The organism is Bartonella sp. P12B (genome assembly GCF_055796185.1).
Map to the genome: position 1 here is coordinate 54,209 of NZ_JBTTDI010000004.1, position 14,792 is coordinate 69,000.

Annotated in this window: 10 protein-coding genes and 1 tRNA gene; 9 read left to right on the forward strand and 2 right to left on the reverse strand. The window is 35.2% G+C overall.

All coding sequences use genetic code 11. The annotated features are described in order from the left end of the window. Positions 1–7 precede the first annotated feature (7 nt). Entirely contained in the window at positions 8–1,387 is a 1,380-nt protein-coding gene (gene gltX, locus AC0QT1_RS04010) for a glutamate--tRNA ligase (RefSeq protein ID WP_473200954.1), read from the forward strand. A gap of 58 nt (positions 1,388–1,445) precedes the next feature. Here gltX and AC0QT1_RS04015 read toward each other — a convergent pair whose 3' ends face one another. Then, positions 1,446–2,849, reverse strand: coding sequence for a DEAD/DEAH box helicase (locus AC0QT1_RS04015; RefSeq protein WP_473201694.1), 1,404 nt, complete (start codon positions 2,847–2,849; stop codon positions 1,446–1,448). 146 nt (positions 2,850–2,995) lie between these two features. After that, positions 2,996–3,769, reverse strand: a complete 774-nt coding sequence (locus tag AC0QT1_RS04020; RefSeq protein ID WP_473200956.1) for an NAD kinase — start codon at positions 3,767–3,769, stop codon at positions 2,996–2,998. A gap of 257 nt (positions 3,770–4,026) precedes the next feature. On the opposite strand from AC0QT1_RS04020, the gene AC0QT1_RS04025 reads away from it, so the two are divergent. The 8 genes from AC0QT1_RS04025 (at position 4,027) to AC0QT1_RS04060 (ending at position 14,781) form a co-directional block, all read left to right on the forward strand. After that, positions 4,027–4,103: transfer RNA gene (locus tag AC0QT1_RS04025), tRNA-Arg, on the forward strand. Positions 4,104–5,237: 1,134 nt separating this feature from the next. Then, complete coding sequence (hutH, locus tag AC0QT1_RS04030) at positions 5,238–6,776, forward strand: histidine ammonia-lyase (RefSeq protein WP_473200957.1); 1,539 nt, start codon at positions 5,238–5,240, stop codon at positions 6,774–6,776. A 1,484-nt stretch (positions 6,777–8,260) separates the two neighbouring features. Then, the gene (locus tag AC0QT1_RS04035; RefSeq protein WP_473200958.1) at positions 8,261–9,649 is read left to right on the forward strand and encodes an amino acid permease; all 1,389 of its coding nucleotides are present in this window, start codon (positions 8,261–8,263) and stop codon (positions 9,647–9,649) included. A gap of 74 nt (positions 9,650–9,723) precedes the next feature. Next, positions 9,724–10,044, forward strand: a complete 321-nt coding sequence (locus AC0QT1_RS04040) for a hypothetical protein (RefSeq protein ID WP_473201695.1) — start codon at positions 9,724–9,726, stop codon at positions 10,042–10,044. A gap of 920 nt (positions 10,045–10,964) precedes the next feature. Continuing rightward, complete coding sequence (locus tag AC0QT1_RS04045) at positions 10,965–11,699, forward strand: tetratricopeptide repeat protein (RefSeq protein ID WP_473200960.1); 735 nt, start codon at positions 10,965–10,967, stop codon at positions 11,697–11,699. 187 nt (positions 11,700–11,886) lie between these two features. After that, the gene (gene ccmE / locus AC0QT1_RS04050) at positions 11,887–12,366 is read left to right on the forward strand and encodes a cytochrome c maturation protein CcmE (protein WP_473200853.1); all 480 of its coding nucleotides are present in this window, start codon (positions 11,887–11,889) and stop codon (positions 12,364–12,366) included. 7 nt (positions 12,367–12,373) lie between these two features. Then, the gene (locus AC0QT1_RS04055) at positions 12,374–14,359 is read left to right on the forward strand and encodes a heme lyase CcmF/NrfE family subunit (RefSeq protein WP_473201696.1); all 1,986 of its coding nucleotides are present in this window, start codon (positions 12,374–12,376) and stop codon (positions 14,357–14,359) included. Continuing rightward, on the forward strand, positions 14,356–14,781 hold the full coding sequence (locus tag AC0QT1_RS04060) for a cytochrome c-type biogenesis protein (protein WP_473201697.1): 426 nt from the start codon (positions 14,356–14,358) through the stop codon (positions 14,779–14,781). The genes AC0QT1_RS04055 and AC0QT1_RS04060 overlap by 4 nt, the downstream gene beginning before the upstream one ends. The last annotated feature ends 11 nt before the right edge of the window (positions 14,782–14,792 follow it).

Sequence of the window (14,792 nt, forward strand, 5' to 3'; positions counted from 1 at the left end):
TTGTTTTATGATAAAAGTCCGTTTTGCGCCTTCTCCAACAGGTTATATTCACATTGGTAATATTCGTACGGCTTTGTTCAACTGGCTTTATGCGCAAGCGCATAATGGGGCATTTATTTTGCGCTATGATGATACAGATGTTGAACGCTCTCAACAGGAATATGTTGATGCTATTGCCGTTGATCTTGAGTGGCTTGGTATTCAACCAGATGAGATTTATTACCAATCTAAACGGTTTAGTCGATATGATGAAGTTGCAGAAACTCTCAAACAACGGGGTCTTCTTTATCCCTGTTATGAGACAGCAGAAGAGTTAGACCGGCGCCGTAAAATCCAGCTTTCGCGCAAATTACCCCCTGTTTATGATCGTGCTGCATTGAAATTGACACCAGAGGAGAAAGAAGCATTTGAATTGCAAGGTCGTAAACCGCACTGGCGTTTTCTTCTCCCTAATTTTGAAGATAATCCTTTACAAACAAAGCGAACGGAAATTAGCTGGAATGATGCAGTAAAAGGAAAGCAGACTATTGATTTGGCTTCTCTTTCAGATCCTGTTTTAATTCGTGAAGATGGAAGCTATCTTTATACATTACCCTCCGTCGTTGATGATATAGATATGGCTGTGACCCATATTATTCGTGGAGATGATCACATTACAAATACAGGCGCTCAGATCGCTCTTTTTAAAGCTCTCAGTGCTGAATTACCAGTTTTTGGTCATATTAATTTATTGGCTACAGTTTTAGGAAAAGGGCTTTCAAAACGGAATAATGATCTTTCTATTCGTTTTCTAAGAGAAGAAGGATTTGAATCCATCGCTGTGCAATGCCTTGCTGTTTTAATTGGGACATCGCAAAATGTGCATCCCTATCCTAATCAAGCAGCGCTTTTAGAGCATTTCAATCTTAAAGATACATCTAGATCCGTTGCTAAATTTGATATTGCTGATCTTTTTACTTTGAATAGCCATCTTGTTCATGCATTAACCTATGAGAAGGTTAAAACGCGGCTTCAAAGTCTTTTGATTGATGGAGAAAAGGCTGAGTGCTTTTGGAACGCGATAAGAGGCAATATTGATAAAGTCAATGATGCTGTTTTGTGGTGGAAAATAATTCATGATAAACAGAGCTTTGATATGGTGGCTCTTGAAGATCGCGCATTTGTTCATCGGGCACTCGACTTTTTGCCTAAAGGTGTTTTGAATGATGAAAGTTGGAAAGTTTGGACAAGCGTATTAAAAGAAAAAACAGGACGTAGCGGGAAAGCTTTGTTTATGCCATTACGTCAGGCTCTTACAGGAATGGATCATGGACCTGAAATGGGAAAGTTTTTACCGCTCTTGGGACGTGAGAAGATAATAGAAAGGCTCGCGATTCAAGGGGAATAACAGCCTTTTCAGAGTATTTTATTTGTTTTCTGTGCCCTCAAGAGAGTGAACTTCCAGTTTAATTACGGGTTTTTATGAGCATAAATGCGGGGATATCATCACCAAATCCAAGCAAAGAGGACTCTTTGTTTTTTCGAAGGCGATGTTGTTCAGGTGGTTTTGCTTTGTTATTTGCGGTTTGGAGACAATCTAGTTTATCGTCTTTTGAGGACTTTTTTGTTTGAACAGTATGCTCTTTGGGAGTAGATTTCTTCGCTAATTTTGGAGACCTTTTCTTTAAAACAATGTCGTCTTCTTGATCATTGGGTATTAAGGTAGAGAGGTCTCCATTAAGCCATTCAATTTTTTCATTGCTCATTTCTTCAATAGCACTGATATATTTTTGGTCAGCTTTTGTGACAATCGTGAAAGCTTTTCCGCTACGATTTGCACGTCCTGTACGACCAATTCGATGAATGTAGTCTTCAGCATGTGTGGGAACGTCATAGTTGAAAACATGACTTACCGCTGGGATATCGAGTCCACGAGCAGCAACATCAGAAGCAACAAGAAGTTTGAGTTTATTATTTTTGAAATCATTAAGTGTATTTGTACGTGAATATTGATCCATATCGCCATGGAGTGCGCCTACACTAAAATTATGTTTGACGAGTGATCTAAACAATTCAGAAATGTCTTTCTTCCGATTACAAAAAATAATAGCATTTCTAAGTGCATCGCTCTCATTGTGAATAAGCTCTCGCAAAACTGCTCTTTTATCCCATGATTTATTCCCAGATTTGACGAGTCGTTGTGTAATTGTGGTCGCTGTTGAGGATGCTTTTGTAACCTCAACAGAGATAGGAGAATGTAGAAATTGCTTTGTTAGTTTGGTAATTTCTGGTGCCATTGTTGCGGAAAAGAACAAAGTTTGACGCGTAAAAGGAGTTAGTTTACAGATACGTTCAATATCAGGAATAAACCCCATATCTAACATGCGATCAGCTTCATCAATAACAAGAATTTCAACACCCATCATCAGTAATTTACCGCGTTCAAAATGATCAAGCAGACGTCCTGGTGTTGCGATAAGAACATCAGCTCCTCGTTCAAGTTTACGGTCTTGGTTTTCAAAAGAAACACCGCCAATTAAAAGTGCAACATTTAAACGATGATTTATTCCGTATTTATCGAAATTTTCTTCAACTTGGGCTGCAAGTTCTCGTGTTGGTTCTAATATGAGAGTACGAGGCATTCGTGCTCTTGCACGACCTTTTTCAAGGAGTGTGAGCATGGGCAAAACGAAAGAAGCTGTTTTTCCCGTACCTGTCTGAGCGATTCCTAAAACGTCCTTTCTTTGAAGTACATGGGGGATTGTTCCACTCTGAATAGGTGTTGGAACTGTATATCCTGCGGATTTTACTGCTTTGATAACTTTTTCGGAAAGACCTAAATCATCAAAACTGTTTAAAGGTGGTATCATTTTTTTATCAATTGCTCTGCGATTTTAGTTTCGCTATCCGAACTATTCGTGGGACTAAGTATTTTATACTTTTCTTAAGGGCTAAGAGACCTTCAAAAAAAGTTAACTATAACAATCATATATATATAGCAAGCATAATACAATAATTAATAGCGAAATTGTTCTGATAAAATCCGTTCATCCCATGAATGGTTAAAGTCAAAAAGAATTGAGGCTGTTACTTCTGTTGCTGTTGAAATAGTAACTGAATGGACAGATTTAACTTCAACATTATCGGCTGCAGCGTTTACGGGGCGTTTTTCAGGTTCGAGCATATCAAAGCGTATGACTGCCGTATTTGGCAGCAGTGCTCCATGCCAACGCCGAGGGCGAAAGGGACTAACAGGCGTTAGTGCCATAAGTGGAGCCATGAGGGGTAAAATAGGTCCTTGTGCTGATAAATTATAGGCAGTAGATCCTGCTGGTGTGGCAACGAGAATACCATCACAACTTAATTGTTCCATGCGTATATTGTCATCAATACTAATACGAATTTTTGCTGCTTGATAAGATTGACGAAAAAGTGAGACTTCATTGATTGCGAGTGCTTCAATAGTTCCTTGGCATTCGTCTTTTGCAATCATACGTAGAGGATGGATTTCCTTTTTATGCGCGACAGCAATACGATGGGGCAATTCCTGTTCATGGAATTCGTTCATAAGAAATCCTACAGAACCTTGATTCATGCCGTAAATAGGTTTTCCAGTGTTCATAACATCTCGTACTGTTTGTAACATGGTTCCATCACCCCCTATTGCAATAACAACGTCAGCTTCTTCCAGAGGAGAATGACCATAAACAGAAATTAATTTATGAGTAGCTTTGATAGCTTCCTCAGTTTTAGAAGAGATAAAATGGAAGCGCTTTGGTAATGTAGTCATTAAAAATTATCCTGATATTCACAACTTATTTTTTAGCCTATTTGAGAGGAGTTTTGAAGCTGTATGTAAAAACTGTTTTTATAAGAAAAAGGATTATGTATGAAAAGTAATCTGTTTAAGGTACTATATTATAGCAGGATGTGGCAAAAAAATTTTATCGCCGTATAAACTATAAGCAGGTGTTTTTTTAAGAATGATAATTATCCATTGAAGCTGAGAGGATGTTCAGTTAAAAGGCTACCAATGATTAGTTTTAAGCACCCGTAGCTCAGCTGGATAGAGCGCTGCCCTCCGAAGGCAGAGGTCACAGATTCGAATTCTGTCGGGTGCACCAAACTTTTCAATCGCATTTCGCATCATCTTTATGACAAGATTATCTCATGAAAACGAAGCTATTTTTATTAAATGGTGATTGAAGCTCCTTGTTAGTTATGGAGAGAATAACCAAAAAATTTTAGGTCAATCGAGTTGTTTGTTATTTATTAATCTTTCATTGAATGCTTTGAATATTAAAGGAGAGGGATGTACAATGGAAAAACTTATCATGTAAGGTTTTTTTACCTTGGGTCTACAGAAATGGATTAAACTCTTAAAACCTATATTTTAATGTCCTAACCCCTTTCTATAAATGAAGGAAAGACGTTTTTCTTATCCTCTTACAGAGAATCTTTCATGGAATTTATCTGTAAAGCAGCATTAGTTATACGCTTCATATTGTTATTTTTTATAAATCCATTAAAATTAAAATAATGACAGTAGGAATAATATTATGAAATTTATAATTTTTTTAAATTCTATATATTCTTTTATTTTTTTAAGTTGGATGGTGTTTTAAATTTTTGTAATTTTCATGTACATATTTTGGGGAAAATCTATTGTGCGCATTTAGATTATCTCTCTATAGTGCATTCCAATAACATGGATACAGCAAAGGGTATCAATGCTCCGATACACACCGTATATGATATTTTCATGATTATAACTGTTTATTTAGAGAATATATGAGTTTGAATATCTATTGCTGATTAAGCAAAATTTTTTAAACAATTTACCTCTATTGTATGGAGAGGTCTATTTTTATTAGTAATTTATTTTAACTTATATTTTAAGGAATATTTGTGTTATGCATAAACATAGTATAAATTTCCTATTGATCTTTTTAATTATTTAATTTCTATTTTTATTATCTTGAGGGGGAATCTATGATACAAAAAATCCACAACAGAACTCTCTAATAGGGAATAAAGCAGATCCTACCTTAACCCTAGGAAAGGATGTGTAAAGGATTTTCTAATAAAATGGTACTTAAAAATGCAATAGTTAATCTTGCTATTTATAAGTTAAAAAATGAGCAAAATTTATTTATCTGGCAGTTTTTAAGCTTTCCAGAGAGGTGCTAACCCTTTTTTGTTTGATAGAAAATTCAATAATTCTAGTCTTATGATTTAAGTAAATAAGAAAGTAAGTTATGACGATTATACTAAAACCGGGTGAGGTAACGCTTAGCGATTTAGAGGCTATTTATTTCAATGGTGAAGTGAGTAAACTTCACAATGATACGCACTTCGTTATCAGGAAGGGAGCAGAGCGTATTGCTGAAATTGCTGCTGGAAGTAAGCCAGTTTATGGCATCAATACTGGTTTTGGCAAATTGGCTTCGATTAAAATTGATGCAAACGATGTAGCTCTTTTACAAAGAAATCTTATTTTGTCACATTGTTGTGGTGTGGGAGAACCTTTAGCTGAAAATATTGTGCGTTTGATAATGACCTTAAAGCTTCTTTCTTTAGGGCGAGGTGCTTCCGGTGTGCGTTTAGAGTTAGTACATTTACTAGAAAACATGCTTACAAAAGGTGTCATTCCTGTCATTCCTGAAAAGGGGTCAGTTGGTGCATCCGGTGATCTTGCACCACTTGCTCATATGGCTGCTGTTATGATGGGAGAGGGAGAAGCCTTCTTTCAAAATATTCGTATGAGTGGGGCGTCTGCTCTAAAGGAAGCAGGGTTGTTTCCTATTATTTTAGAAGCAAAAGAAGGTCTAGCTCTTATTAATGGTACTCAAACATCAACAGCCCTTGCTTTGGCAGGTCTTTTCCAGAGTTATCGAGCCTTGTGTGGTGGACTTCTTGCTGGGGCATTGACAACGGATGCTATCATGGGATCAACGGCACCATTTCACCCTGATATCCATATTTTACGGGGCCATTATGGGCAGATTGCTGTATCACAAACATTAGAAAAGCTTTTAGAGGATTCAGAAATTCGGGTTGCGCATTTGCATGATGATAATCGTGTACAGGATCCTTACTGTATACGTTGTCAACCACAGGTTATGGGGGCATGTTTTGATATTCTTCTAGCAGCAGCAAAAACACTCATTATTGAAGCGAATGCAGTCACAGATAATCCATTAATTCTAAGCAATGGCGAGGTTGTATCGGGGGGAAATTTTCACGCTGAACCTGTAGCATTTGCTGCTGATCAAATTGCTCTTGCGTTATGTGAAATAGGCTCTATTTCTCAAAGGCGTATCGCTCTTATGGTTGATCCAGCAGTTTCTTATGGGCTTCCAGCTTTTTTAGCACAAAATGCGGGCCTTAATTCAGGTTTTATGATTGCTGAGGTAACTGCAGCTGCTTTAATGTCTGAAAATAAACAAATGGCGCATCCTGCCTCAGTTGATTCAACACCAACTTCAGCAAATCAGGAAGACCATGTTTCAATGGCTTGCCATGGTGCTCGTCGGTTGTTGGCGATGAGTGAAAATCTTTTTACGATTATTGGTATTGAAACACTCATTGCAGCACAAGGAATTGAATATCGTGCACCTTTAAAAACAAGCTCTTTCTTGCAAGCCGTTATGAACTATCTACGCAAAAAGATTGCTCCTCTTGAGGAAGATCGCTATATGGCTCCAGATCTTCATAAGGGGCACATTCTTGTGCGTGAAGGGCACTTATTCTCTGTTTTACCAAAAACAATTTTTCCTCAACTACAACCAAAATAATATTTATTTGCGATCAATAAAGAAAAAGTGACGTTTTATTTTTAGATTATTTCAGAAAAATTAGAAGATCTATAATACATTCAAGCTTTTAAATAAATATAGGTTCATTGACTTTTTGATATGTCTTGGGTACTTTTACCAAATTGTCTTCCTCATGCTATGTTTCATGATAATTTTATTTATCAAAACAGTCTTATAAAAGATAATATTATAGAAAATGAGTTTTGCATTTTTATTATATAAAATATAATTGAAAGTTTATATATTTTATTTATATTTTGTCTTTACGCAAAGTATATTATATTATTTATCACTAAATAAGTTTAATATTTTATTATTTTTTCTTTTTTAAGAATATTTAAATTTTATAATTTCTTTTAATAAAAATAAAGGAGAAATAAATGTTTAAGAAGAGTAAAATCTATATTTTAATAGCATTTATTTTTTGTTTTTTACAAATAATGGAAATTAATGCGAAGCTCTGGAAAGATAGATCTAAAGAGGGACTTTTCATTGTTAGGGTTGCCCAAGAGAAAGATATAATTCAGAAAAAAATATAATTGTTTCTAGTATTTCAGGTTAAAATGCTGAAGAACAGGATAGATCTATTATCGGGCAAAAGAAGATTATTTTTACTGAAATAGTTCTTTTTTTCACAAATCATATGCTTAAAATTGTTAGAGTTTTGAAGAAATGGGTTGGAGATACATTTTCTAAAAGCTTTGAAAATTGGCGAGATTCACTTTATCATTAATAAGATTATTCAAGGTATTAAAGGTTATTTTATGCATTATTGTATATAATTCTTGTGTGTTATGAGTAAAATAATGATAGAGAATTTGCTTAAGATCATAATAATTAATGTATTCGCTCTCAACTATAGCAATACGCATTTTTAAGCTTCTATTTGAATAAGCTGATACGAAAGTATAGAGATTGATATTGTACCAATTACAATGTTTTTTTTGCACAAAATAAAGAATGTGACAATGAATTAACAAAATCATAATCAAATCAACATATTGATCTCTCTATATAATTTATTATTTTGCCTATTGAATGCGATCCGCGAATATCGTATGGCTCTTTCATTTCAAATCTGTTCGTATTAAAATAATCAGAACCATGTCTTTACACGTCACACATGAGATTGGTATGGGGATAAAAGCTGTTGAAGAAAGGATTAGAAATTCCTCTTATGAACTGTCTAAATGCAAGAGTTGTTGCAAAATTGGGAGCTAAAAAATATAATAATGGTGCTCATTTGTTCCGTAATTTCATAAAATGATACAAATTTTAGGCTATAAAAAACTGAATAATTTAAAATAAAATTATTCTTTCATTGTCTAAGATAGAGTGTTTGACTAGCCATTGTTCAATGTTTTTTACAATATATTCGTGAGTAAGATATGAAGCTTTATTTGTTATAAAGCGGATGTTCTTGGTGTGAGTCTTAGTCAACATTTCATTGAAGAAGGAAAGAAATGGTAACAAATGAACTGAAAAGAGGTATGAGTAAGCGACAAGTTATTTTTTTAGCTCTTGGTTCTGCTATTGGAACAGGCCTTTTTTACGGGTCTGCACAAGCGATTAAGCTTGCTGGTCCAAGTGTTTTGATTGCTTATTGTGTTTCTGGTTTAGTGATTTTTATGGTTATGCGAGCTCTTGGTGAGATGATTATTCATAATCCATTACCTGGTTCTTTTGCTCGTTATGCAGCAAATTACATATCACCATTGGCGGGTTTTTTAACGGGGTGGACATACGTCTTCGAGATGATTCTTGTGGGTTTAGCTGATATCACGGCTTTTGCGACTTATATGGGGTTTTGGTATCCTAATGTTGCACCTTGGATATGGGCACTTAGTATTACACTGATTATTACAGGGATTAATTTAGCAGCGGTAGAAGTGTACGGTGAACTAGAGTTTTGGTTGTCTTCTATTAAAATTATTGCGATCATTGCGATGATTGTTTTAGGGATAGCAATTATTTTATGTGGTTGGGATAGCGGTGTAAATTCTTCTTCTGTTAGTATCCATAATTTGTGGAAAAATGGTGGTATCTTTCCGAATGGTTGGTTTGGTTTTTTAGCTTGTTTCAGCGTTGTGGTCTTTGCTTTTGGTGGCATAGAAATCATAGGGATGGCAGTGATGGAAGTACAAAGTCCTCATCAAACGATTTCAAAAGCAATTAATTCTACTCCAGTTCGTATTTTACTATTTTATATTATGACTTTAGCTGTTTTAATGTCCCTTTATCCTTGGAATAAAATTGGTCTTATGAAGAGTCCTTTTGTTTCAATTTTTGAAAACCTTGGGATCTCATATGCAGCTAATATTTTGAACATTGTTGTTGTTACAGCGGCTATTTCAGCGATGAATAGTGGGATGTATGGTGCTTGTCGCATGATACATGGGTTATCGCAAGAAGGTTATGCTTTGAAGAAATTTCAATATTTATCAAAAAACGGTATACCAATTCTTGTTATTTTACTAATCTTCATAGTTTTTCTTCTTGGTGTTGTCCTTAATTATTTTTACCATGAGGGGCTATTTTTTCTTATTGCAGCCATGGCAACATTTGCAACGGTTTTTGTTTGGATGATGATTTTACTTTCGCAAATTTTTATGCGGCTTAAAATGTCTAAAGAAGTACAATGTGGTTTAAAGTTTCCGATACCCTTTTGGCCCATAGGACCAATTTTTTCTATTTTGTTTATGATTTTTATTTTTATTCTGCTATGGTTTTTTGATGATACGCGGCCGGTTTTAATTGTAGGTGTTAGTTGGATTATTTGGCTTGTTATTTGTTTTTATGTGCTTAAATTTTATAATTTAAAGAAAAAGCAAATTGTATTAGAATACGAATAAGAGTTAACTGAGAAAAAACACTGATACTTTTATAGAGAAAGATGTTTAATAATCACCCTATAAATTAAGGAGGTTTGCCTTTTATTTTTGAGCCCTTTGTAAAAGGCTCAATGCTTCTGTCATTATACCAGCGTTCTGGAGAAATCAGGAGTTCAGAGGCAGGAGCGGGAGGTTTTGATATCACTATAAAAGAGCAAACAATGCTGATTGGAGGCATTATTGCTAGCACGGTACTTGCAGAAAAAAACAACTTGACAGCAGGAAGCATCATAACCGCAGTCATCACCAACAATGCAAGTGCTCAAGTCAGCAGTGATGACATCATCATTATCGATGAGACAGGGCTAAAGGCAGCAATAGGGCAAAAAGCAGTTATCATCCATAACAGTTCATAAATTTTACAATACGTTTTTATCACAACAAATCGCATTGTTAAAACGCAATCGTTTAAAATTGTCGATAACAGTAGTTGCATAGATTTAAAGAATGATATGGCTTTTGCTCTTTTTTGAGCGAAATTTGAAAGGGATTAATCGTTATGTGGATTGCATAATTTTAGAGATCTCAAACATGAGCTTAATATCTTAATACGTTTAAAGCATCACAAAGCTAACAGGTTTTTTTTCATTCAAATGTGATAATCTGAAAGAGAGCTTTCTTATTCTTCATTTATGTTTTTTAGGATAAGTTTTTATAAAGAGAATAGAAAGCTTGCAATATGATACCTTTTGTACACAATAATATTCAACATTTTGAATTTTCTATCAAAGCTTCTATCAGTAAACTGCGTCATATAAATTGATACGGCTTTCTTTTTTGCACTCTTGTCTTTTAAGATGGGATTAAAACCATAAAAAAACACCTGCCGCACCTGTTATTTATTCTTCAATATCAACAATCTCTCTATAAGAATATCGCTTTTATTAACCTCTTTATTTTTGGATAACTTCTGAAACCGAAATATAACCTAGTTTAGGGAAAATATGAAGTTGTAAAGGTAGAAGATAAATTATTTTCTCTTTTTGACGTGAGGTAATGTATATTCAATTTGTAAGTATGCAGCAGTGTTTTTACAAAAATATAGAGGGTAGAGTGTTCTTTAATAATTTTGAGAGATAATATCTGTCTGTGATTAAAATGGAGAAATAAAATTTTGTTTTATGCTCTTGATACTTATGCGAACAATGAATGATAAACTTTACGATGCTATCCATGAGAATGTGGGAGGCTATCGTTTTACATCAGAATTTTTTTGCGTAGGAGAAGAGTGTAAATTGGCTAAGTTTTTTGATTTTCAGATTGGCATCAAAATGATATGCTATTACTAGTTTTGGCAGCATTTTTTCTTACTCTTCTAGCAAGTGTTCTTTTTTTTTCGCTCCATAATTGTGGAGCAAAAAAAAAGTGGAGAGTTCATACCATTGATAGCTATAGAAGTCGTATGTCTTCAGTTAATTTTGATAAGACTTGCATGCATCATAAAAATAGGCATACTCTTAATGTTCTTAGTATTTTCTTTGTTCTTCTTATCACCTGGAGTATTTACGGTATTACAGGTAATCCAGAAGTTAAAAGTTATTATTTTAGCATGTTAATGGATAAGGACCCAAAGATGCTTAGTAAGCGTGAACAGCTTGTTCGTCTACAAGTTTTGTTTTTTCGTGCACCTCATGATGGCAAGTTAGCGGATGCGTTAGCAGTTGGATACCTCGAGGAAAGCCAATTTCAGAATGCAGTGAACATTTATTTAGATGCACTGCGGTTGAACGGAGAATCTGCGCCAAGGCTTGTTGGATATGGGTTGGCATTGGTTGGTTATGGGGGTGGAATAATTACGCAAGAAGCACAAGATGCCTTTCAAAAAGCAGCAGATTTAGCGCCAAATGATTTTTATCCTCGTTTATTACTCGCTGAAGCACTTCATCAGGCAGGGAGGTCTGTGCAAGCAGTGCGGTTTTTACAAAATTTTTTGAATGCAATGCCTGAGAATTTTACAGGACGATCACGTATTGAAGCCATGATCATTCAGTTACGGAATGAATCTGATTAAAATACTGAGAAAAGCAATTTTAGCCAATTTAGATTATTCAGATAGAGCGAGTATTTAAAAGTGATAAAGGGATTGGGTAAAACATTGCGCTCGTATGTGAGATGTGTCAAGATTCTTTGTAAGATAAGGCATGCAAAGAGTAAATGTTTATACACCGCATTTATAAAAGAAATTTTGTAGATAGTCTATGAGTAGCTTCTCCTTCCATAACGCCCCTTCATTGAGGGACATTTTAAAGCAGCGGAAAAAAAAGCGATTGCTGTTAACCTTATCATATTGTTTGATTATAACAATTGCATCGAGTCTTATTATGTATGCAATGCGTAATGCAGTTAGTTTTTTTCGAATACCATCTGAAATCACAAGAGAAGATATTTTAACTGGGCGTTCTTTGCGTTTAGGTGGTTTTGTTGAAAAGGGGACGGTTGAATATATCGGAGAGATGGGCGTTATTTTTTTTGTAACGGATAACATAAAACGTGAAAAAGTGATTTTCAATGGTATTTTACCCGATCTTTTTCGGGAAGGTCAGGGGGTTATCGTAGAAGGATATTTCGATAAAAAGTTTTTTTTCGTAGGTACGCGTATTTTAGCAAAACATGATGAAACTTATATGTCTAAAGAAACAGCTGATCGTTTGAAAAAACATCACAATTTGGAGAAATAATTCGGTTGTGTTTGTTGAATTGGGTCATATTTTTTTATCTGCAGCTTTTGCAGTGAGTTTATTAGGGGCTTTCCTTCCTATTTTAGGTTTTTTGTGGAAGGAGCGCTCGTTAATGCAAACAGCTGTTCCCCTAACATATATTACTTTTACATTATTGTTTTTATCTTTTTTGATTATTGTTCACGCCTATATCGTATCTGATTTTTCTGTTTTGAATGTTGTTGAGAACTCTCATTCAGAAAAACCGATGCTGTATAAGATCACTGGTGTTTGGGGAAACCACGAAGGATCTATGTTATTATGGGTTTTAAGTCTCGCTTTTTTTAGCACATTGATGGCCTTATTTAGCCAACATTTTCCAGAACAGCTTAAAGCCCTTATTTTAATATGCCAAAGTTGGATTACTAGCGCTTTTCTTTTTTTTATGCTTTTTATGTCCAACCCCTTTTTACGTGTTAATCCACCGGCATTACAGGGAAAAGATCTCAATCCTCTTTTACAAGATATCGCGTTAGCAATTCATCCACCACTTCTTTATTTAGGCTATGTTGGTTTTTCACTTTGTTTTTCTTTTGCAATAGCAGCATTGATTATGGGACATGTTGATGGGCTTTGGGCACGGTTACTTCGTCCTTGGATTCTCCTTGCGTGGTGCTTTTTGACTTTAGGTATTATGGTTGGGTCTTATTGGGCTTATTATGAGCTAGGATGGGGTGGTTATTGGTTTTGGGATCCAGTTGAAAACGTTTCGTTTATGCCATGGCTTTCGGGAACGGCTTTTTTGCATTGTGCTCTTGTTCTTGAAAAGCGGGAGACATTAAAGAGTTGGACTTTATTTTTAGCTCTTCTTACTTTTTCCCTTTCTCTTATGGGAACTTTTCTTGTTCGTTCTGGTCTTTTAACGTCTGTTCATAGTTTTGCTGTAGATCCAGCACGGGGACGAGCAATTCTTGCACTTTTATCTTTTTTCACTGGAGGGGCTTTTTTTCTTTTTGCATTACGCGTTCCTGTTTTGAAAACAGGGAAATTATTTCAGCCAATTTCGCGTGAAGGTTTTATTGTCTTAAATAATTTATTACTTACAACAATAACAGCAACAGTCTTAATAGGAACACTCTACCCTTACTTAATTGAAGCATTAACTGGGCAAAAAATTTCTGTAGGTGCTGCCTTTTTCAATCTTACTTGTGGGCCGTTAATGGTGTTATTGTTATTATTTGTTCCGTTCGGATCAATGATGGCATGGAAACGTGGTGATTTCCTTGCAGTTGTTGAGCGGTTGTGGCTTGTTTTTATATTAGTTTGTGTAATCTGTTTTATAACATTTTATGCAGCACCTTTGCGTGATATTTTTGCTACTTTAGGAGTTGGACTTGCAGCCTTTGTTTTCTTAAGTAGTTTAGTTGATCTTTGGGAAAAAAGCGGACACCGAAAGACAGCGTTTTCGGTGCGGATTAAGAGATTTATTGGATTACCATGGTCAATTTTTGGTGCGGCAATGGCCCATATGGGATTAGGTGTTACATTGTTTGGCATTGTTTGTGTTGCGACTTTCTCACAAGAGCGGATTTTAACCATGCAGATAGGAGATATGGTCACAATAGCAGGTAAAACACTTCATTTGGATAAAGTCCGCGATGGTGCTGGACCAAATTATTCTATAATAGAATTTCATTTTACAATATATGAAAATAAAAATGGTGTGCGCAATATAACGGCATCAAAACGTTTTTATTCAAGTCAAAACACGTCAACAACAGAAGTTGGTATTCAAAATCATGGCTTATCTCAGCTATATATTGTGCCGAGACGGATGGATAATAAAGGGCTTGTTGTGTCTATATGGTGGAAGCCTTATGTAATTTGTGTTTGGTTAGGGGCATTGATGATGGCTATGGGCGGATGTTTTTCTCTTTTTGGTTATTGGCTCCGTAGAGGGTTGCATCAACGTATAGCCTTCCGCTTTAAATTTTTTGAGAAGGTATCGAGATGAAAAAGGGTCTATTTTGGACTTTGCTTTTTTTTGTTACTCTTTTTTCTTTGTCGTTAGCAAGAGCAGTGGAGCCGGATGAAATTTTAAACGATACAGTTCTTGAGTCACGTGCACGTGAGATTTCATCATATTTGCGTTGTCCAATTTGCCAAAGTCAATCAATTGATGATTCAGATGCTCCCTTAGCACGTGATTTACGGTTGTTGATTCGGGAACAATTAAAAGTGGGTCTTACTAATCAAGAAGTGATTGATTTTCTTGTTGAGCGATATGGTGACTTTATTCTCTTAAAGCCACCATTTAATAAAACAACTTGGTTTTTATGGTTGTCTCCTTTTATAATTCTCTCTATTGGTGTGAGTGCCATCTTGTTTCGGATAAGATGCTGCAAGCAGAAAAATAATGATTTTGAGTGTTTTTGAGGGAAAAAAGT